We start from the raw sequence: 20370 nt of genomic DNA on the forward strand, positions 1-20370 counted from the left end.
GGTACGAGCGTCTCCGTCCGTGCTTCAGGCGCGAGCAGCCACTCCTTGATGTTTCGTCGTGTGGCGCGTTCCATCCGGCGCCACTGCTCGATCGGGATCACGACCGCTGTCTCCACACCGCGGTATGTGACGACCTGGGGACCTTCCGCCAGGCTCTTCCGGAGCAGATCGCTGAACCGAGCCTTCGCTTCCTGAACCTGCCACGTTGCTTCCATACGATCCTCTTCGCCTCGGGACATCCTGGAACTCCTAGCTGACTAGATAGCAGACTAGTCAGTTCAGGTCCTTTCACCAGTCAAATATGCGGCAAACAAGGGGGCAGGTCAACCCCTATGCCTCTTGATCTAGCGCTCACCTTGCTGCTACGAGACCAGCGAGGGATGTTCATGGCGGCTATGGAGGACCCCTCAGACCGGGTGTCCCGCGGCGATGCGCAGAGCGCGTTCCAGTAGGTGGGCGTCGCCGAGTCGCCTACGTAACTCTCGCTCGATCCCGCTTATTGGGTACAGGTTCTGTGGCGCCCTTGGCTCCTTGTGGGGCTCGCTGGCGAATTGGGGAAGGCAGGCGCTGACGTGGTCGGCACGTTCGACAGCCGCGGCCGCGGTACCCGTCCCCGGGAGTTCGAGCCGGACGATCCCTGACATCGGGTGGACCCGTGGGCCGGGCAGGCGCAGGTACCAGGACCAGCGGCCGCCTCCCGGGCCTCCGCTGAGGAAGAAGAGGGGCGTTCGCTGGCCGTCGCCCAGGTCGCCGAGTATCGCCTGTACTGCGGGTGGGAGGTAGACCTTGTGGTGGGTCTTGATGTAACCGACGCCTCGCTGGTCTCCCTGTCCGCGCAACGGGCCATCGAACACGATGAGACCGCAGGAGACGGAGTGGGCCACGCCGACCTCCAGTTCGGTACGGCGCCCGTGAATGGCCAGGTAGGTGGCTTCGGGCGTCGCGTCTTGGGCGGGCACGAAGTCGTAGGTGGCGTGGCGGGTGCCGATCGGCCCCGCCGTGGAGGAGGCGGGAGCGATGAGCGCACGGGCGACCCGCACGCCCTGGGTGGTGGCCGTTCCGGGCGCGCAGACCGTTGCGCCGGCAGCCACCGACACGCATACGGCCGGGGTGGAGATGCCATTCTCGTGTATCCAGATGCGCGCGTCGATGCGCTGGATGCCATCGATGAAGGCGATCTCATCGGGCCTGGTCGCAGGTGCCGGGTCGATGGGAGTCCACTCGTCGAGCCGGCACTCGACGGTGGCATCGGTCTGGTCGTCGGTGTCTTCGATCGCCGATACGTTGAGGGACGATCCGTATTCGGGCGCCCAGGACTCGACGCTGAACTCCATCAGGTCTCGATCCTTTCCACGCTTGCGGACCCTCCCGTCTTGGTGACCTCCAGGCGTACGGGCATGCGGTCGGCGAGTTCCCGGATGTGGGTGACGATCCCCACGAAGCGCCCTGTGGTCCCCAGCTCCTCGACCGCGGTGGCGACGGTGTCGAGGGTGTGGGGGTCGAGGGTTCCAAATCCTTCGTCGAGGAAGATCGACTCCATCCTCGGCGCTCCCTCGGGGGCCAGTTCCGCGGTGGCGTCGGCCACAGCCAGCGCCAGCGAAAGCGAGGCCAGAAACGTCTCGCCGCCCGAGAGGGTCCGTGCACTGCGGACCTCGTCGGCGTTGGTGTGATCACGCACCGCGAAATTGCTCTTGTCGTCCGAAGTGAGCGAGTACTGGCCGCCGGACAGCTCGTAGAGCCGTCCGGTTGCCCGGGCGACCAACTGTTCGAGCGTCGCTTCCAACAGCCATCGCTCAAACATGTTCGCCCTTAGGAGCCGTCCGAGGCGTTCGGCCACCACCTTCTGCTCCTCTAACGCCCTGATACGCTCACGCTGCTCCTCATGCTTGCTACGGCGTCGGTCGAAGTCCTTGAGTTCAGCATCGGATGTCGCACGGTTCGTGGCGAGCATCTCGCCCAGATCGTCCACCGATGCACGGGGATCGGACCCCCCGAAGACAGCGGCGCATCTTTCCCGGAGCGCACCAACGATCTCGTCTCGGCGAGTCGACTTCGCGGACCGTTTCGCGTCGGCGGTCTCCCGCTCGTCGCGGGCGATACGCAACTCATCTCGGATCCATCCTTCCAGCACCTCCCAGCCTGTCGCCGGGTCGGATGGCTCTAGTGCCGGCGGTCCGAAGGCGGCGATCCGGTCGCGACTCTCAAGGAGGTATCTAATGGCCTGATCACGCCGACCCTTCACCTTCTCAAACTCGGACTTCGCCTTCTCGTAGGCTGAATCCGCCTCGCTGGACGCGGACTCGGCGACATCCAGGTCTTCCTTCAGCCGGTTGGCTTCCTCCAGTTGCGCTTCCAGTTCATCCTTCCCGGGGATGCTTGCTATTTCGGAACGGAGCAATTCGAGCTGGCTGCTCAAGAGCTCCTTGGACGCGGCTAACCCGGCGACTTGCTGTTCCGCATCCTGCTCAACTCTTAGAGCGTCGCTGTAAGCGGACGATTCCCGGTGTTGTATGGCAGCGATGTTGGCGTCCCGCGTCGCCTCTTCCGCGCGGGCCACCGCCTTGCTCAGCCCTTCGGCCTCAGACCGCAAGGCATCGAGTTCCTCGGTTTGCGGGATCGAAGCGATTTCGGCCTCGCGGTCCGCCAGACTCTTCAGAGCGGCGGAGGCGGCCGCGCCCGCTGTAATCCGTTCCCTTTCCGCGTCCTCGTATGCTCGCTTGGCCTCTGCACATCGGCTTTGGGCGAGCTCATGGTCCGTCTGCGCTTGTTCGAGGTGGACGTCGAGGTCATGAACGGGCAGCTCGTGGACCTCTTGACTGCAGAGAGGACAGGCCGATCCCACTCTGAGCAGGTCGACCAGACCGAGCACACCGGCGCGGCGACGTAATTCGGCAAGCCGATCCGAGCTTTTCTGGGCAGCGGAATGGGCGTCTTCGAAGACGACCAGGAGTGGATGCACCGACTCCTCGGCAGACCGGGCGGCGAGCGTGGCCTGGCCGGCATCCTTCGCGGAGGCCTCATGGCGGGCGTGCGCCGCGGCCCACGCTTCAACCTGGCGGGTCGTAACGCCCGACGCGAGGGCGGCTTGCGCGCTCCGTTCCGACTCCCTGGCCTGCTGGAGCAACCCTTCTAGTTCGCCTTGCCTCGTGCGGGCTTGGTCGGCCACCTTCTTTGCCGACTCGTGCGTTCGGGTGGCTTGCCCGTGCCGCGCCACGACCGCTGCGTGGTCCAGGCTTCGCTGCGCTAGTTTGGAGTGTTTCTCCAGGCCCAGCTTGACGATGGCTTCCTCGGGACCGTTCTCAAGGGCTTCCCTGAATGCGAGTCTCGTCGCACTTAGTTCTCTTCGTTTCTCTTCCGCCTTGATCCGGGCCTCGCTCGCTTTGGTGATCTGATCGGCCAACTCGGTGAGGCCGTCGGGTTTCTCGATGGTTCCCATCCGGTCAAGTTGCCCATCAAGCACTTCGATGTAGGCCTTGAGGTCACGCAGTTCGGTGTCGAGTGCGGTGATCTTTAGCCGATCAGCCTTGAACCGGCCATGCGCCGAGTCCAGCTCTTGTATGCGACTCTCGATTGCGGCACGCCGCTCGTCGATTAGTTCTCGGGCCTCTCTATCGAAGTCCGGTCGTAGCGCATCAACCTGGTTGCCAGCCCGGGTTGCTCGCCGACGCGCGGCTTGGCCTATCCGCTGGTACAGCTCCACTCCGAGCAGTCGGACCAACGTGGCTTGCCGGTCTTTCGGCTTGTCGTGGAGAAAGGTGGCGAACTTGCCCTGCGGGAGCACGACCGTCCGGTTGAACTGCTCCACATCCAGCCCCAGAATCCCCTCGACTTCCTGAGACATGGAGGTGGCGTCGTCGGCGAGAACGTTGTCGCCCTGCTCGAGGCGAGCCTCCCTGGTGGTCGCACCGCCACCGGTGGTCCGGCGCACGACGCGGGCGGCGGTCAGAACCTGCCCGTCGAGCTCGAAGTCGAGCGCCACCCGGGCCTCGTTGCTGGTCTGGTTTATCACCGGCGCCACCAGACGGTTGTCCTCGTAGCGGGCGACCGTTCCGTAGAGGGCGAAGGTGATGGCGTCGATGATCGTCGACTTGCCCGACCCGGTGGGCCCTACCAGCGCGACGAGGTCGACGTCGGCGAGGTCGATGTCCGTCCGCTCGCGGAACGTTCCGAAACCCTTCATGGTGATGCGTAGCGGTCTCATGAGGCGAGCCCGGCCGGCACATCGCCCTGTTCCTCGAGCAGTTCCCCGAAGAGTTCGCGGACCCGGCGGTCCTCGATGTTCTCGTGCTTCAGGTACTCGCCGAAGAGTTCTTGCGGCGACCGGCTGCGGTGATCGAGGTTCCGCCTCCGGGCATCCGAGGCGGGTGCTTCGACCCGAACGTCCACCACCCCCGGACCGAGGAGTTCTCGCACGGTCTGTGCTAGCCCGGCCCGGCCGGGGCCTTGGACGACTACCTTCAGCCAAGCGTCGTCCTCCGCGCGCATCTCACTCAGTTCCTCGAGGGTGCCCGTCAGCGTCCGCAGCGGACGGCCGGCTGTGAGGAGCACTGGCTCGACATCGGCCGGTGTGCCCGGTTCGATGGTGACCACATTCACCTGCTTGACCTGCTCGGCCTCGCCGAAGTCCAGCTGCAGCGGCGAACCGCAGTAGTGGAGCGGGTGTCTGACGGCCTGTGGACGGTGGAGGTGCCCGAGCGCGCCGTACCCGACCGTGACGGGGAAGGATTGTGCCGTGATGGCGTACTCCTCGACCAGGTGGGCCGGACGTTCGCCACCTCCGGCCTGGCCGCCGAGTACGAAGGCGTGGGTCGTCAAGAGGTTCACGGTGTCGGTGCCGAACGGCTCGCACAGCCGTTCGATCAGGAGGCGTAGCCGGTCGCTGTAGTGCTGGGCGTTCTCGAAGGCTTCTCCGGCCATGAGGTGCTTGGCGCGCACGATGCCGCGCTTGGACACGAACGGAAGCATCGCCAACCGGACGTCCGATCCGTCACGGGCGCGCAATTCGATGACGCCGCCGTCTCCGGGACGGGTCGGCTCGGCAACCACGTGTACCTGTCCGAGCTGCAGCAGGGGAGCGACCGCCCGGAGCCGGCGGGGGTTGTCGTGATTGCCGGCGATCACGGCCACGTCGGCCCCGGTGTCCGCCAGGTCTAGGAGGGCCCGGTAGACGATGCTCTCCGCCTCGGCGGACGGAGCAGCCGAGTCGAACAGGTCGCCGGCCACGATGACCAGATCGACCTCCTCACGCGCCGCTATGTGCGCGATCTCGGCCAGGACGGTGGCGTGTTCATCCGCCCGCGATGCCCCCCGGATCGTCTTTCCAACGTGCCAGTCCGAAGTGTGCAGAAGCTTCAAGGCCCGGCTTCAGTCAGCCCGTCGAAGGGGTCGGCAGGTTGATCGCTCCGCTCTCCGCTCAGATCGGCTTCAGCGACCCTGGTGGCCCAGGCCGGGAACGGGAACTCGAGCAGGACGGGCACGGGAAGGCGGGGTTGGGAGACGAACATGGAACCGGGCTTGAGGATCGTGGCCCGCTGCCGCTGCACAGCCGGCAGGAACCCGTACTGCTCGCGCCCGGCCTCGGCGGCATCGAGCCGGCCGACCACCCGGACCGCGGAGTTCGAGACGACCCGCCGTTCCACCTCGCTGGCCGTCTGCTGGGCGCCGATGAGGATCATCCCGAGGCTGCGGCCCCGCTCCGCCACGTCGAGCAGGATCTCCTTGATCGGGCTCGACGAGTCACGGGGCGCGTACTTGTTCAACTCGTCCAGGACCACGAACTGCAGCGGCTCGGCGGTGCCGGCGGCCTCCTTCGCCTCGAACGCCTGCCGGAGCACCACGCCCACCACGAAACGCTTCGCCCGGTCATGGAGCATGTGCAGGTCGACGACGGTGACCTGCTGGGAGTCGAGGTCGATGGCGTGCGTCTCGGCATCGTCGATGTCGGCCCGTATGAGGTGTGCGACGTGCCGTTCCGCCGAGGAGAGGCGGCGCACGAACGCGTTGATCGTCCCGGTGTAGATCGATCGCCCGGTCCACTGCGGATCGGCGTCCTCGTCCGGGTCCTCCGGAAGCAGCTTGTCGCAGATGATCGTGACCAACTGGGAGAAGGTGCGCGCCGTCCTCCCGTCGATCCGTACGGCGCCGTCCGAGGTGTGGGACTGCCTCGCGCAACGCTGCAGCTGCGCCGTGACCGACTGCACGACGATGGTGTACTGCTGGCGCTCGTCCTCGGCATCGGCGAACAGGAACGGCAGGAGCCCCTGCTCGCAGAACTGGGCGACCGTCCAGTACAGCGGCCGGACGCCTCTGGTCCGTGCGCCGGTGGCCGGCGTAGCGTTGGGATCGCCCTTGCGGGGTGGGGCGAGCACCCTCATCGAACGGAACGGCCCCGCCTCGAGCCCTAGCGCGGCATAGCGGTCCCGCTCCGTATCGTCGAGGCGGGTGTTGGCATGGTCGAGGAAGAGCAGATCCTCGCCCTTCACGTTGAAGATGAGCCCCTTGGTGTTCGTGGCGGCCGCACCGAGCACGCCCGAGTTGAACAGCGAGTAGAGCAGGAACGTCGCGTAGCTGGTCTTGGTGGCGACTCCGGAGATCCCCGAGATGTTGACGTGGGCGCCCTTGGTGCCGTCGATGAACTCGAGGTCGAGTACCACCGGCTGGCCGTCGCGCGTGAGGCCGGCCGGCAACCGATGCTCGACATCGACCATGTCGAGCGCCTCGTCGCGCTCCTCGTCGACTGCCTTCCGTACCTCGGCGCCCGGCAGCGGTGGTACGAACGTTTCAGGCACGACCCGGGTGACCTGGATCTGGGCTGCCTCCGACACGTCTGCCGGCAGGACACCATCGGCGATCAGGAAGACGTCCGAGTCGAACCGAGCCCCTTCATGACGCGCCCGCACCTGCCCGACGATCCCGTAGATCGAGATGACCTCGCCGGTCGGCAGGATCCGGTCGAGCGCGACGATGTCGTCAAGCTGTAGATGCTCACCGTTCGCGACCGCTACCCAGAACTCGAGCGGAGTCGAATCATCGGTGCCGAGCACCCTTCCCACTGTCTGATTCGTCACCAGCCGATTATGACATGCGGTTGTGACGGCCATGAGGTGGTCAATGGTCGGGGATCGTTCCGCCCGCTGCCGCCAACCCATGAACGCGGTTTGCTTGAATACCGGACATCACGTGAGGAGGATGCCCTGACCATAAACTCGCCGCGACGACCACTAGGCGGCTCCGAGCTGGAGGTGTACCCGCTGGCCCTGGGAACGAACACCTTCGGCTGGACGGCCGACGAGGCCACCTCGTGCGCAGTCCTGGACGCCTACGCCGCAGCCGGTGGCAACTTTCTCGACACCGCTGACTCGTACTCGGCCTGGGCGCCGGGTAACAAAGGCGGGGAGTCCGAGACCATCATCGGCCGGTGGATGAAGAACCGGGGCAACCGCGAGGACATGGTCATCGCGACCAAGGTCAGCCACCATCCCGACTACAAGGGTCTGGCCCCCGCCACCATCAGGGCTGCCATCGAAGCCTCTTTCAGGCGTCTGGGAACAGATGTCATCGACCTCTACTACACCCACTACGACGACCCCGACACACCCCTCGAGGAGACCATCGGAACCCTGTCGGAACTGGTGGATGAGGGCAAGGTGCGCTACCTGGGCCTCTCCAACTACTCGGCGGACCGTCTCGAGGAATGGGTGCGCGTCACGGAGGCCGGCGGCTTCCACCGTCCCATCGCCCTGCAGCAGATGTACAGCCTGGTCGAGAGGGGTGTCGAGCAGACGACCCTTCCTATCTCCCGGCGCGAGGGATGGGCCTTCCTGCCCTACTACGTACTGGCGGTAGGTTTCCTGACCGGTAAGTACTCGTCGGGGCAGCAGGTCGACAGCCCTCGGGCCGGCACCGCCTCCGCCTACCTGAACGAGCAGGGACGGCGCATCCTCGCCGTGATGGAGGAGGTGTCCGGGTCTCACGGGGTCGGGCTTGCTTCCGTCGCGCTGGCATGGGTGGCTGCCCAGCCGGGGGTGGGGGCCGCGCTGGCGGGTGTCCGCAACCCCGAGCAACTGGAACCGCTGATCGAGTTCACGACAATGACGCTCACCGAGGACGAGTTGGCCGCGCTGGACGAGGTCTCCCGATAGCTTCAAACCAGACAGCCATCTGAGGTTTGTCCGAGTTGCCGACCACCCACGTAGGCAGGCGGTCCGGGGAGACAGGGGCGTGACGGTACGCATCCAGGTGACATCCTCTGACGACCCGAGAGCGGGCCGGATCGTGGAGGGAGCTCGCCATCTGGGCGTAGCCGGCCTGGTGGCCTGCCGGGTCAGCAGGGTCCACTACCTGCAGGGAGACCTGTCCGCGGTCGACATCGACCGGCTCTGCCGCGAGGTACTGGCCGACCCGGTGGTGGACCAACTGGTGGTGGGTCCCCCGGAGGCCACGCCCCATCCGGCGGTGGAGGTGGCGCCGCGTCCGGGTGTCACCGATACCGAGGCGCGGGAGCTCGAGCGGGCCGCGGCCGCCCTGGGACTGCCCCCGGTACGGGCTTCGACCGCCCGCAGGTACGAACTGATCGGCGACCTCGACGCGGCCGCGGTCTCGGCCGTAAGCAGGCGGTTGCTGGCCAACGACACCATCGAGCAGTATTCGCTCGGTTCCATACCGCCCGCCTTCGACGCACCGGCCAAGGCGGGCGCCCGCGTCGATTCCGTCCGGCTGTCCGGCCTGGCGGACGCGGATCTCATGAGTCTCAGCCGGGAACGTCTCCTCTCGCTGGATCTGGCCGAGATGCGGGCCATCCAGGAACACTTCGGGTATGAGGGAAGGGATCCGACCGATGCCGAGCTGGAGACGTTGGCGCAGACCTGGTCGGAGCACTGCATGCACAAGACGTTCCGGGCCCGTGTCCGCCTAGAGCACACCGGGGCGGACGGCTCCGTCACCGTCGCTCACTACGACGGCCTGCTGGCGGCGCTGCGGACGGTCACGGAAGAGCTCGCTGCGCCCTGGCTCCGGTCGGCTTTCGATGACAACGCCGGCATCGTCGCGTTCGACGGTGACTTCGACCTAGCCTTCAAGGTTGAGACCCACAACCATCCATCGGCGTTGGAACCATTCGGGGGTGCCAATACGGGTATCGGCGGGGTGGTTCGAGACGTGATGGGAGTGTCGGCGCGGCCTATCGCCTGCACCGACGTCCTCTGCTTCGGGCCTCCCGATCTGGCGGACCGGGATCTGCCGGCCGGTGTCCTCCATCCCCGGAGGCTCCGCGACGGAGTGGTGGCCGGGATAGGCGATTACGGCAACAAGCTGGGCCTTCCCACCGTCAACGGCGCGGTGCTCTACGACGAGGGATACATCGCCAATCCGCTCGTCTACTGCGGGGCGCTGGGCCTGCTGCCGTCGGGATCGCATCCCACCGAGCCGAGGGTCGGCGACCGGATCATCGCCATCGGGGGCCGGACCGGCCGGGACGGCATCCACGGGGCCACCTTCTCCTCCGCCGGGATGGACGAGGCGACCGCCGAGCAGGCCGGGACGGTGGTCCAGATCGGCGATCCGATCACCGAGAAGGGCTGCATCGAGGTGGTCGAGGAGGCTCGCGACCGCCGCCTCTACAACGCCATCACCGACTGCGGCGCGGGCGGGTTCTCGTCGGCGGTGGGCGAGATGGGCGAGCACCTCGGCGCCGAGGTGGACCTGGCGGGAGCACCTTTGAAGTACGAGGGCCTGGAACCGTGGGAGATCTGGCTGTCCGAGGCCCAGGAGCGCATGGTCATGGCGGTGCCGGGGGGCGAGGTCGAGACCCTCCGCCGCCTGTGTGACCGCCACGACGTGGAGATGACCGATCTCGGGTCGTTCACCGGCACCGGACGCCTGGTGGTGCGTTACGCCGAGACCCCGGTGGTCGAACTCCCCATGGACTTCCTGCACGGGGGTGTCCCGCGACGGGAGATGGTCGGTCGATGGGCCGACCCGACACCGGCGCCCGTGCGCGTACCCGATGCCGACCCGGCCCAGCTCGTTCTCGACCTCCTGTCCCATCCGACCGTCGCCTCGAAGGAGGCCATCGTCCGTACCTACGACCATGAGGTCCGGGGAGGAACCGTCGGCCGGCCGTTCGTAGGCGTCCGGGCCGACGGGCCGGGGGACGGTGCGGTGCTCAAACCCCTGGGCACCTGGGGCCATGACATGGCCGTGGCGCTGGCCGTGGGCATCAACCCGCGCGTCGGGCGGCTCGATCCCTGGGCCATGGCATTACATGCGGTCGACGAGGCGGTGCGCAATCTCGTCGCGGTGGGGGCCGATCCGGGACGGGTCGCCCTGCTCGACAACTTCTGCTGGGGCGACCCCACCAAGCCGGACCGGCTCGGATCGCTGGTGAGGGCGGTGGAGGGCTGCCTGGAGGGGGCGCGCCGCTACCGCATGCCCTTCATCTCCGGCAAGGACAGCCTGTTCAACGAGTTCGCCGGGGAGGCGATCCCAGGCACGCTGCTCATCTCGGCCCTGGGACTGGTTCCCGACCTGCACCGGACGATCGGCAGCGCCCTCACCCGCACCGGTCACGATCTCTGGCTGGTGGGGGAGCCCTCGGAGCGGCTCGGGGGCTCGCTCGTGGACGACCTGCTGGGCATCGGCGACCGGCTGGTCCCACCCGCGGTGGAGGATCCCCTGCGGCGCTACCTGGCGGTGCACCGGCTGATCGCCGAGGGAAGCGTCACCGCCGCCCACGATGTGAGCGACGGAGGTGTCGCGGCGGCGCTCGCAGAGATGGCAGTCGGTGGAAGGCTCGGGGTCGACGTGACCGTCCCGGCTCCAGGAGAGAACGTCGTGGTAGCGCTCACCAACGAGGCGCCTGGACGGTTGCTGCTGGAGTCGCCCCGGGCGCGGCGCGACCGCATAGCGACCCGGCTGGGTTCGCTCGGACGCCGCATCGGTTGGGTGACCGCAGCGCCCTACATCCGTATACGTGTGGCTGGGCCGGTGGCCGGCCTTGAGCCGGTTACGATCGACCTCGATGCGGCGGTGCGAGCCTTCACCGGACGAGGAACATCCCCGGACGGACGCCCTTGAGGAAGGAACCTGTGAGAACAGCCCGAAGGAGGATGCCGTAGCCGCGCCGCCGATCCTCATCCTGTATTCTCCTGGGACCAATCGCGATGCGGAGGCCGCGCTGGCTGTGAAGCTGGCCGGAGGAGACCCGAGCATCGTCTCCATGAACGACCTCCGTGGGGGAGCGGTGTCGATGTCCGGCTTCGCCGCCCTGGTGCTTCCCGGCGGGTTCTCCTACGGTGACGCCCTGGGCGCCGGCGCCCGCCTGGCTCTCGAGCTCCGGACGTGGCTGTACGAGGAACTGGCCGGCGCTGTCCGGTCGGGGCGACCAGTGCTGGGAATCTGCAACGGGTTCCAAGCGCTGCTCAAGTCCGGCCTCCTGGTGGAACCGGGAACGCCGAGGCGGGTGACGCTCACCGACAACGCCAACGGGCGTTTCGAGTGTCGTTGGGTCAACCTGCGTGTCGAGCCCGGTTGCCGGTCCGGCTGGCTGAGCGCCATCGAGGGCGCCCTGATCCGGTGCCCGGTGGCCCATGGCGAGGGCCGGGTGGCCGTGACCGACCCCGAGGTCGTCAGGATCCTGGAGGATGAGGGGCTGGTCGCCTTCCGCTACCTATCGGAGGACAGCCGCGCTGGAACGGATCAGGTGGCGGGCGGGCGCTACCCGGCCAACCCCAACGGGTCGGTGGGCGACATCGCCGGCCTCTGCGACCCGACCGGGACGGCGGTCGGGCTGATGCCGCATCCGGAGGACCACGTTGTCGACTGGCAGCGACCGGGCGGCCCGCCCGGCGGCCTGGGCCTGGCCATCTTCGAGGCGTTCGTCGATGCCGCCCGGTAAGGGGTCCGGCGTCGACCTCGGCCCGGCGATGGCCCGGCCGTTCACCGGGATCGATCCCGCCTCCGTGGACGACCTCGGCCCGGTGGTGAGGGGCAAGGTGCGCGACGTGGTGGATCTGGGTGAGCGCCTGGCGCTGATCGCCACCGACCGCCTGTCCGCTTTCGACCGGGTGCTGGGAACGGTCCCGTACCGCGGCCAGGTCCTCAACCAGCTGTCGGCCTGGTGGTTCGACCAGATCGCCGATCTGGTTCCCACCCACATGGTCGCGACGCCGGACCCCAACGTGATGATCGCCCGCAAGTGCCGGACCCTGCCGGTGGAGGTGGTGGTCCGGAGCCGGCTCACCGGCAGCACCGGCACCTCACTCTGGACCATGTACGCGGCCGGCGCCCGCCACGCCTACGGCATCCGCCTCCCGGACGGGCTGCGGAAGAACGACCCGCTGCCCCGGCCCATCATCACCCCCACCACCAAGGGGGCGGCGGGCGCCCACGACCGGCCGACCACCGAGCGCGACATCGTGGAGGATGGCCTGGTGGAGACCGGGATCTGGGAGGAGGTACGGAGCGTGGCGCTGGCCGTCTTCGAGCGGGGCCGGGAGGCGGCCGAGGAGGCCGGGCTGGCGCTGGTCGACACCAAGTACGAGTTCGGGGTCGACCCGGACGGCGGCGTGGTCATCATCGACGAGGTGCACACGCCCGACTCGTCGCGCTTCTGGCGGAGCGCCACCGTCGAGGAGCGCCGCGCCGCCGGCGCGGAGCCCGAGAACCTGGACAAGGAACTGGTGCGGCTCGCCTATGCCGCGCAGGGATTCACCGGCGACGGCGACCCGCCGCCGCTCGGCGCCGATCTCGCCGCCAGGGCGGCCCGGGCCTATCTGGAGGTGTTCGAGGCCCTTACCCGCCGGCCGCTGGCGCCGGCGCCCTATCCGGCAGCACCGCGAGCCGTCGCCGCGCTGCGCGCCTACCATGGTCCATGACCGCACCCCCTGACGGCCGCGCCGCGAGCGAGAGGGGTAGGACAGCAGCGTGACCGATCGACCACTCGTCGGGGTCATCATGGGAAGCGAGTCCGACTGGCCCACCATGCGCCGCGCCGCCGAGGTGCTCGAGAACTTCGGCGTCCTGCACGAGTGCCGGGTCGTCTCGGCGCACCGAACGCCTGACCTGATGGTGAGCTACGCCGAATCGGCCGCCGGGCGGGGGCTCCAGGCCATCATCGCCGGCGCGGGCGGCGCCGCCCACCTTCCGGGGATGGTGGCCGGACACACCGTCGTCCCGGTCATCGGCGTCCCGATCATGAGCAGGGCCCTGAAGGGCATGGACTCGCTCCTGTCGATCGTCCAGATGCCCGCCGGGGTGCCCGTGGCCACCATGGCGATCGGGGAGGCGGGGGCCACCAACGCCGGCCTCTACGCGGTGGCCATGCTGGCCCGCAACGATCCGCAACTGGCGGAGCGGCTCACCGCCTACCGCGCCGGGCGAGCCGCCGAGGTCATGGCGAGCGAGCTCGAACTGTGATGGAACGGGCCTTGGCGCCGGGCGCGACCATCGGCATCGTGGGGGGCGGGCAGCTCGGGAGGATGCTGTCCTTCGAGGCGCACCGGCTCGGGTACCGCGTGGCCGTGCTGACCGGAGGGGCCAAGGACACGCCGGGAGGGCGGGTCGCCGAGGTCGAGGTGGCGGCCGGCTATGACGACGACCTGGCCCTGCAGCGCTTCGTCGATCTCTGCGATGTCATCACCTGGGAGTTCGAGAACGTCGAGGTAGGCCTGCTGGGGGAGTTGGCCACCCGGTCGGGCGTACCTGTACGGCCTTCCGGGCGGGTCATAGCAGCAGCGCAGGACCGCGGCCGCGAACGGCGCGCCCTGATGGCGGCCGGGGGCCCGGTGGCGGCCTTCAGAGAGGTCTCCACCGCGACCGGACTGGTCCGGGCTGTGGAGGAACTCGGTCCGCCGGTGATCGCCAAGCGAGCCAGGTTCGGGTACGACGGCCGGGGCCAGGTGCGGCTCACGGCGGTAGATGAGTCCACGGCGCGCCAGGTGGTCGGCAGTCTCGACGGCGAGCACATGGTGGTCGAGGAAGTGGTTCCCTTCGATGCCGAGATCTCGGTCATCGTCGCCCGCGGTCTCGACGGTGAGGTGGCCCATCACGGCGTCATGGAGAACGTCCACGTCAACCGCATCCTCGACACGACCGTCACCCCTCCCGTGTCGGTTGCTACCGGCGTTGCCGCCGCGGCGCTGGAACTCGCCACCGCGATCGCCCGCCACCTCGACCTGGTCGGAGTGCTTTGTGTGGAGATGTTCGTGACGGGTGAGGACCTGGTGGTCAACGAGATCGCACCCCGGCCCCACAACAGCGGCCACTGCACCATTGAGGCCGCCCCGACCAGCCAGTTCGCCCGCCAACTGCGGGCCATATGCGGTCTGCCCCTCGGTGACGGGGCCTGCCGCCCGGCGGCCATGGTGCAACTTCTCGGGGACCTGTGGGGCGACGGAGCCACCCCACCCGACTGGCCGGCTGCGCTGGCCGACCCGGGCGTTCACCTCCACCTCTACGGCAAGGACGAAGTGCGGCCCGGCCGCAAGATGGGCCACATCACGTGTACGGACAACTCCCCCGAGCGCGCCCTCGAGCGGGCTCTGGCGGCCCGGCGCCGACTCGGGAGGGGGTCATGATGCCCGGCGTGGACCGGGACAGCCCCCGCGAGCAGTGCGGGGTGATAGGTGTCTACGCGAGGGACCGGGAGGTGGCCCGGATCGCCTTCTTCGGGCTCTTCGCCCTCCAACACCGTGGTCAGGAAGCCGCCGGGATCGCCACCTATGACGGCCGTTTCGCTCACGTGCACAAGGGTGAGGGGCTGGTCGGCTCGGTCTTCAACGAGGACGTCCTCTCCGGTCTGAGAGGCGGCGCCGCCATCGGCCACACCCGCTACAGCACCACCGGTGGATCGACCCTGCGCAACGCCCAGCCCCAGGTCATCGAGACCATCGACGGCCCGCTGGCGGTGGCGCACAACGGCAACCTCGTCAACGCGCCCCGGCTGCGCCGGGAGCTGCTGGAGAGCGGCATCGGCCTGCAGACCTCCTCAGACACCGAGTTGATGTTGCACCTCCTCGCGACGACCCAGGGCAGCCGGCTGGACCGGATCCGCGCGCTCATGCAGAGGGCCGAGGGCGCCTACTCGCTGGCGATCCTCACCCGTGACGCCGTATACGGAGTACGGGATCCCTGGGGTTTCCGTCCGCTGGTGATCGGGGAGATCGAGGGCGGCTACATCCTGGCCTCGGAGACCTGCGCCTTCTCGACGACGAGGGCCGATTTCGTGGCGGAGCTGCAGCCGGGTGAGATCGCCCGCATCGACGCCCGCGGTCTCCACATCAGCCCGGGCGGGCCGCCGCCACCGCCCCGCGCCTTCTGCACCTTCGAGCACATCTACTTCTCCCGACCCGACACCGTGCATGACGGGAAGCTGGTGCACAGCGTCCGCCAGCGTCTCGGCCGCCAGCTGGCCCGCGAAGCCCCGGTGGACGCCGACCTGGTCCTGTCGGTGCCCGACTCGGGGACACCCCACGCGGTCGGGTTCGCCCAGGAGGCCAACCTGCCCTACACCGAGGGACTTATCAAGAACCGCTACGTGGGAAGGACCTTCATCGAGCCGACCCAGGATCTCCGCGAGGCCGGGGTCGCCATGAAGTTCAACCCGCTCCGCGACAACCTCGCGGGCCGGCGGATCGTGATGGTCGACGATTCGATCGTGCGGGGGACGACCGGCGGGCAGTTGGTTCGCATGCTGCGCGACGCCGGGGCCTCGGAGGTCCACGTCCGGGTGGCGTGTCCGCCGATCACCCATCCCTGCTACATGGGCATAGACATGGCCACCCCCGACGAACTGGTCGCCTCGCGCCTGTCGGTGACCGAGATGTGCGAGGAGATCGGCGCCGACTCGCTCGCATTCCTGTCGCTCGACGGGCTGATGCGGGCGCTGGACGCCGAGGACGGCTTCTGCAACGCCTGCTTCACTGGCGTGTACCCGTTCCAGCGGGAGCGGTATGTCCAGCTGCGGTTCGGCGTCAAGGATCGGTTCGCCTCCGTGTGGGGAGAGTGAACTCGTGAGCGCGGTGCTCGTGGTGGGCGGCGGCGGCCGGGAGCATGCGATCTGCCGTTCCCTGGCCCGTTCCGCCCGGGTGGAACGGATTCTGGTGGCGCCCGGCAATGCCGGCACCGGCCGGGAGGAACGTTGCGAGAACGTGGCGGTGGGCGCCGGCGACGTGGCCGGCCTGGTGGCTCTCGCCGAGCGCGAGTCGGTCGACCTGGTGGCGGTGGGTCCCGAGGCTCCGCTGGCCGAAGGCCTGGCCGATGCGCTGGAGGCGGTCGGCATCCCCACTTTCGGACCCGGCGCGGCCGGTGCCCGTCTCGAGGCGTCCAAGGCCTACTGCAAGACCTATCTCGACGCGCTCTCGATACCGACCGGCGCGTCGGCTACGTTCCGCGCAGCCGGTCCGGCCCTGGCACATCTCGACCGGCTTCCCTCGGTCCCGGTCATCAAGGCGAGCGGGCTGGCCGGAGGCAAGGGCGTGGTGGTCGCCGAGACCCGCGGCGAGGCGGCTGATGCCATCCGCGCCATGCTGGTGGAGGGGCGGTTCGGGGATGCCGGCCGCGAGGTCGTGGTCGAGGAACGCTTGCGGGGCGTCGAGGTGTCGGTCCTTGCGTTCTGCGACGGGGCCGACTTCGCCGTGATGCCGCCGGCCCAGGACCACAAGAGGCTGCTCGACGGGGATGCCGGACCGAACACCGGCGGGATGGGCGCATTCGTCCCATCACCGGTCGCCACCGGCGACCTGCTGGCCGGAGTCGGTGACCGGTTCATCCGCCCCATCCTCGACGCGCTCGGCGAGGCGGGCACGCCCTACCGGGGCGTCATCTACCTCGGGCTGATGCTCACCGCCGCCGGCCCGAAGGTGCTCGAGATCAACTGCCGCCTGGGCGATCCGGAGACCCAGGCTGTCCTGCCGCTCCTGGAGGGGGATCTCTTCGAGATCATGGCGGCTTGCGCCACCGGTTCGCTGGGCGGTCTCTCCGTCGAATGGTCGCGGTCGGCGTGCACCACCGTGGTGATGGCTTCCGCCGGCTACCCGACCGCTCCGGCCCGCCCCGCGCCGATCACCGGCCTCGACCGGGCGGCGGCGGAAAGATGCGTGGTGTTCCACGCCGGAACCGACCGCATCGGCGGTGTGACCCGCGCCACCGGCGGCCGGGTGCTGGCGGTCACCGCTCTGGGAAGCACCCTGGAGAAGGCGACCGAGCGCGCCTACGCAGGGGTGGAGGCCATATCCTTCGAGGGCGCCCACTACCGGCGGGACATCGGCCGCCGCTCACCCGGGGCCGCGACCGGCGCCGCGCCCTTCCCGAAGGCGGCCGGGTGATGATCACCTATCGCGACTCCGGGGTCGACATAGACGCGGGCAACCGGACGGTCGAGCTGCTGGCCGCATCGGTCGCCTCCACCGCTACCGATGAGGTGCTGGCCGGCGGGGGCGGTTTCGGGGGTATCTACGCGGCCGACCGGCTCGGACCGGGCAAGGTGCTGGTGGCCTCCACCGACGGGGTCGGGACGAAGGCCGAGCTGGCCGGGCGCTACGGGCGCTGGCATGACGTGGGGATCGACGTCGTGAACCACTGTGTCAACGACATCCTGGTGGTCGGCGCCGAGCCGTTGTTCTTCCTCGACTACATCGCCACGTCGCGGCTGGTCCCCGAAGTGGCGGCGGACATCGTGGCGGGGATCGCGGAAGCCTGCCGCGAGGCGGGCTGTGCGCTCTTGGGAGGCGAGACGGCGGAGATGCCGGGCGTCTACCGGCCGGGCGCGGTTGACATCGCCGGAACGATCGTCGGGATGGCGGACCGCGACAACCTCTGGCCCCGTCTCGACGATATCGGGGAGGGGGACCTGGTGGTCGGCCTGCCGAGCAGCGGACCCCACACCAACGGCTACTCGCTGATCCGCCGCCTGCTCGACGGCCGGAACCCGGCGCCGGACCTGCTCGACAGGCTGCTCGCGCCCCACCGCAGCTACCTACCGATGGTGCGCTCCCTGCAAGCCGGGGGAGTGGCGCCGAAGGCGCTGGCGCACATAACGGGTGGCGGGTTGATCGACAACCTCCCCCGCGTCCTGCCCGCCGGCCTGGGGGCGACCGTAGACCTGGGATCGTGGGAGGTGCGGGAGCCCTTCGCCAGCCTCGTGGCCTGGAGCGGGATCGACGACGGCGAGGCGCTCCGGACCTGGAACATGGGTATCGGCATGGCCGTGGTGATCGACCGCGGCCTGGGTTCGCGCGCCGCCGAGCTGGGCTGCCTGGAGATCGGATCTGTCGGACCCGTCTCGGGCGGCGATGAGCGGGTGGTGTTCACCGGGTCGTGGCGGTGACCGCCCGGCTGGTGGTCCTGGCATCCGGATCGGGCACCAACCTCCAGGCACTGATCGATGCCGTGGAGGCGGGTCGGATTCGAGCCGAGCTGGCCAGGGTGATCGTCAACCGCAATGGAGCGCCGGCCCGCCGGCGGGCCCGCCGGGCCGGGATCCCGGAGGAATGCCGCCTGCTCGGGCCGTATCTCGAGAAGGCCCGCGATCGCGCGACTGCCCGCCGTCGCTACGACGCCGACCTGGCCGGAGCGGTGGCAGCCGAGCAGCCCGACCTGGTCGTGCTGGCCGGTTGGATGCACCTCCTGTCCTCGGCGTTCCTCGACCGGTTCCCGGAGCAAGTGGTCAACCTCCATCCGGCGCTACCCGGGGCGTTTCCCGGCGCCAACGCCATCGAGGACACCTGGACGGCATACCGGACCGGAGAGGCCGCCTCGGCGGGGGTGATGGTCCACTACGTGGTGGACGAGGGGGTGGACGACGGCCCGGTCATAGCCAGCGAGGAGGTACCGATCCTTCCCGACGACTCGATCCACACCCTCGAAGAACGGATCCATCGGGTGGAGCACCGGCTGCTGGTCGACACGGTGGCGACCCTGCTGGAAGGGCGCCGACCGCGCTGCACCTACTGAATCGGGGTCAGCATCCGGGCGTCGACCCTGGTGATGTAGTCCATGGGGTTGAACGACATCTCGTCGCGACGAGGATCGGCGTAGTAGCGCTTGTCGACTTCCTCGAAGGGCTCGTCGCCGTCGTGGTGGACGATCCACACGTACTGGTAGGACTCTTCTACGATCCATGGGCCGCTGCGCCGGAAGCCGTGGTCCAGGCGGATGGGTAGTAGCTCTTCGTCCACTTTGGCCGCGAACTCTTCCATCATTCCCGGCTTGATGTCATAGATGCGGAGTTGGGCGTTCATGCTCCCATCGTACCGCAGTGTTCACGATCCCCCCGATGGTGCTGATCGCAGATTCGGGACAGGCCTCAGGCGACGATGCCGTGCCCTTCCTGCGTGGGCACCCGGTCCATGAGACTCTTCATAGCCTCCTGGACGGTCTCACCCTGGTAGAGGATCCTCCCCACCGCCTCCGCGATCGGCATTTCCACGCCATGCCGGGCTGCCAGCTGGAGAACGGCCTCGGTGGTCCGCACCGCTTCGGCGACGGTTTTCATGCCCGTGGTGATCTCGCCGATCTCGCGTCCCTGGCCCAGCTGGTATCCCACCTGGTGGTTGCGGCTGCTCGGGCTCCCACAGGTCGCCATGAGATCACCCACGCCTGCGAGACCCCCGAAGGTGAGAGCCTCACCGCCGAGTACTACGCCGAGGCGGGTCATCTCCGCCAGGCCGCGCGTCGCCAGGCCGGCCATGGTGTTCATGCCGAATCCCATACCGAGCGACACCCCGGCCGCCAGGGCGATGACGTTCTTGGTGGCGCCGGCCACCTCCACCCCGATCAGGTCCGGGTTGGTGTACACCCGGAACCGGGGCGTTCCCAGGATGGACTGGATCTCCCGGCCCACCGTCCGGTCGGGCATGGACAGGACCGTGGCGGCGGGCTGGCCCTGCATGATCTCTTCCGACAGGTTCGGGCCGGACAGGGCGCCCACCCGGTTCGGATCGTGACCGTCGAGCACGTCCAGGGTGACCTCGGACATTCGCAGGCCGGTGGACACCTCGATGCCCTTGGCAAGGCTGATCACCGGTATGGAGGTCGGGATGATGCCGCGCGCCTTCTCGAGGACGTCCCGGTAGCCGTGTGATGGCACCGCGACCAGCACGGCCGCCGCTCCGTTCACGGCCCGGGTGAGGCCGGTGGTGGCTGTGACCTGGTAGGGCAGGCGGACCCCGGGAAGGTACTCGGCGTTCTGCCGGTCGGTGTTGATGTCCATGGCCAACTCGGCCCGCCTGGTCCACAACCCCACTGAGGCGTTGGCGGACGCGAGCTTCGCTATGGCCGTTCCCCAAGATCCGGCCCCGATCACCGCTAAGCGCATGACTGACCATCGTAGATGGTTCTCCACCCGGTTGACGGCGCCAGCACCTCCGAACCCGA

The 20370-nt window shown here is 68.6% G+C and carries 17 protein-coding genes; 10 read left to right on the forward strand and 7 right to left on the reverse strand.

The features are described from left to right. From OXK16_05655 to OXK16_05675, 5 genes are all read right to left on the reverse strand, one after another. Positions 1-239 (reverse strand): type II toxin-antitoxin system prevent-host-death family antitoxin (locus OXK16_05655; protein ID MDE0375433.1); only part of this gene is annotated, 239 nt, incomplete at its 3' end. Between the two features lie 168 nt (positions 240-407). Beyond that, complete coding sequence (locus OXK16_05660) at positions 408-1334, reverse strand: hypothetical protein (protein MDE0375434.1); 927 nt, start codon at positions 1332-1334, stop codon at positions 408-410. After that, entirely contained in the window at positions 1334-4201 is a 2868-nt protein-coding gene (locus OXK16_05665) for an SMC family ATPase (protein MDE0375435.1), read from the reverse strand. Before OXK16_05665 ends, OXK16_05660 begins: the two co-directional genes overlap by 1 nt. Continuing rightward, complete coding sequence (locus OXK16_05670) at positions 4198-5355, reverse strand: exonuclease SbcCD subunit D (GenBank protein MDE0375436.1); 1158 nt, start codon at positions 5353-5355, stop codon at positions 4198-4200. The genes OXK16_05665 and OXK16_05670 overlap by 4 nt, the downstream gene beginning before the upstream one ends. Next, entirely contained in the window at positions 5352-7100 is a 1749-nt protein-coding gene (locus OXK16_05675; GenBank protein MDE0375437.1) for an ATP-binding protein, read from the reverse strand. The genes OXK16_05670 and OXK16_05675 overlap by 4 nt, the downstream gene beginning before the upstream one ends. 57 nt (positions 7101-7157) lie before the next feature. On the opposite strand from OXK16_05675, the gene OXK16_05680 reads away from it, so the two are divergent. From OXK16_05680 to purN, 10 genes are all read left to right on the forward strand, one after another. Continuing rightward, on the forward strand, positions 7158-8141 hold the full coding sequence (locus tag OXK16_05680; protein MDE0375438.1) for an aldo/keto reductase: 984 nt from the start codon (positions 7158-7160) through the stop codon (positions 8139-8141). A gap of 79 nt (positions 8142-8220) precedes the next feature. After that, positions 8221-11073 carry a phosphoribosylformylglycinamidine synthase subunit PurL gene (gene purL / locus OXK16_05685; GenBank protein MDE0375439.1) on the forward strand — a complete coding sequence of 951 codons (2853 nt, stop codon included), beginning with the start codon at positions 8221-8223 and terminating at the stop codon, positions 11071-11073. Further along, positions 11018-11893 carry a phosphoribosylformylglycinamidine synthase subunit PurQ gene (locus tag OXK16_05690; GenBank protein ID MDE0375440.1) on the forward strand — a complete coding sequence of 292 codons (876 nt, stop codon included), beginning with the start codon at positions 11018-11020 and terminating at the stop codon, positions 11891-11893. The genes purL and OXK16_05690 overlap by 56 nt, the downstream gene beginning before the upstream one ends. Then, entirely contained in the window at positions 11880-12872 is a 993-nt protein-coding gene (locus tag OXK16_05695) for a phosphoribosylaminoimidazolesuccinocarboxamide synthase (protein ID MDE0375441.1), read from the forward strand. Before OXK16_05690 ends, OXK16_05695 begins: the two co-directional genes overlap by 14 nt. A 79-nt stretch (positions 12873-12951) precedes the next feature. Further along, complete coding sequence (gene purE, locus OXK16_05700) at positions 12952-13413, forward strand: 5-(carboxyamino)imidazole ribonucleotide mutase (protein MDE0375442.1); 462 nt, start codon at positions 12952-12954, stop codon at positions 13411-13413. Continuing rightward, positions 13413-14573, forward strand: a complete 1161-nt coding sequence (locus OXK16_05705; protein ID MDE0375443.1) for a 5-(carboxyamino)imidazole ribonucleotide synthase — start codon at positions 13413-13415, stop codon at positions 14571-14573. Before purE ends, OXK16_05705 begins: the two co-directional genes overlap by 1 nt. After that, the gene (purF, locus tag OXK16_05710; GenBank protein MDE0375444.1) at positions 14570-16003 is read left to right on the forward strand and encodes an amidophosphoribosyltransferase; all 1434 of its coding nucleotides are present in this window, start codon (positions 14570-14572) and stop codon (positions 16001-16003) included. The genes OXK16_05705 and purF overlap by 4 nt, the downstream gene beginning before the upstream one ends. 4 nt (positions 16004-16007) lie before the next feature. Beyond that, a complete protein-coding gene (gene purD / locus OXK16_05715; GenBank protein ID MDE0375445.1) occupies positions 16008-17321 on the forward strand; it encodes a phosphoribosylamine--glycine ligase in 1314 nt (437 codons plus the stop codon). Further along, positions 17321-18322 carry a phosphoribosylformylglycinamidine cyclo-ligase gene (purM, locus tag OXK16_05720; protein ID MDE0375446.1) on the forward strand — a complete coding sequence of 334 codons (1002 nt, stop codon included), beginning with the start codon at positions 17321-17323 and terminating at the stop codon, positions 18320-18322. Before purD ends, purM begins: the two co-directional genes overlap by 1 nt. Continuing rightward, positions 18319-18948 carry a phosphoribosylglycinamide formyltransferase gene (gene purN / locus OXK16_05725; protein MDE0375447.1) on the forward strand — a complete coding sequence of 210 codons (630 nt, stop codon included), beginning with the start codon at positions 18319-18321 and terminating at the stop codon, positions 18946-18948. Before purM ends, purN begins: the two co-directional genes overlap by 4 nt. Here the strand turns inward: purN and OXK16_05730 are convergent. Next, on the reverse strand, positions 18942-19235 hold the full coding sequence (locus OXK16_05730) for an NIPSNAP family protein (GenBank protein MDE0375448.1): 294 nt from the start codon (positions 19233-19235) through the stop codon (positions 18942-18944). The genes purN and OXK16_05730 overlap by 7 nt on opposite strands. 65 nt (positions 19236-19300) lie before the next feature. Next, entirely contained in the window at positions 19301-20311 is a 1011-nt protein-coding gene (locus OXK16_05735; protein MDE0375449.1) for an NAD(P)-dependent glycerol-3-phosphate dehydrogenase, read from the reverse strand. Between the last annotated feature and the right edge of the window lie 59 nt (positions 20312-20370).

The organism is bacterium (genome assembly GCA_028821235.1).
Taxonomy (GTDB): Bacteria; Actinomycetota; Acidimicrobiia; order Spongiisociales; family Spongiisociaceae; genus Spongiisocius.

Coding starts and splice junctions, on each gene's coding strand:
- OXK16_05660 (MDE0375434.1), bottom strand. CDS start 1,334: ATGGAGTTCAGCGTCGAGTCCTGGGCGCCCGAATACGGATCGTCCCTC.
- OXK16_05665 (MDE0375435.1), bottom strand. CDS start 4,201: ATGAGACCGCTACGCATCACCATGAAGGGTTTCGGAACGTTCCGCGAG.
- OXK16_05675 (MDE0375437.1), bottom strand. CDS start 7,100: ATGGCCGTCACAACCGCATGTCATAATCGGCTGGTGACGAATCAGACA.
- OXK16_05690 (MDE0375440.1), top strand. CDS start 11,018: ATGCGGCGGTGCGAGCCTTCACCGGACGAGGAACATCCCCGGACGGAC.
- OXK16_05695 (MDE0375441.1), top strand. CDS start 11,880: ATGCCGCCCGGTAAGGGGTCCGGCGTCGACCTCGGCCCGGCGATGGCC.
- purE (MDE0375442.1), top strand. CDS start 12,952: ATGGGAAGCGAGTCCGACTGGCCCACCATGCGCCGCGCCGCCGAGGTG.
- OXK16_05705 (MDE0375443.1), top strand. CDS start 13,413: ATGGAACGGGCCTTGGCGCCGGGCGCGACCATCGGCATCGTGGGGGGC.
- purF (MDE0375444.1), top strand. CDS start 14,570: ATGATGCCCGGCGTGGACCGGGACAGCCCCCGCGAGCAGTGCGGGGTG.
- purM (MDE0375446.1), top strand. CDS start 17,321: ATGATCACCTATCGCGACTCCGGGGTCGACATAGACGCGGGCAACCGG.
- OXK16_05730 (MDE0375448.1), bottom strand. CDS start 19,235: ATGAACGCCCAACTCCGCATCTATGACATCAAGCCGGGAATGATGGAA.
- OXK16_05735 (MDE0375449.1), bottom strand. CDS start 20,311: ATGCGCTTAGCGGTGATCGGGGCCGGATCTTGGGGAACGGCCATAGCG.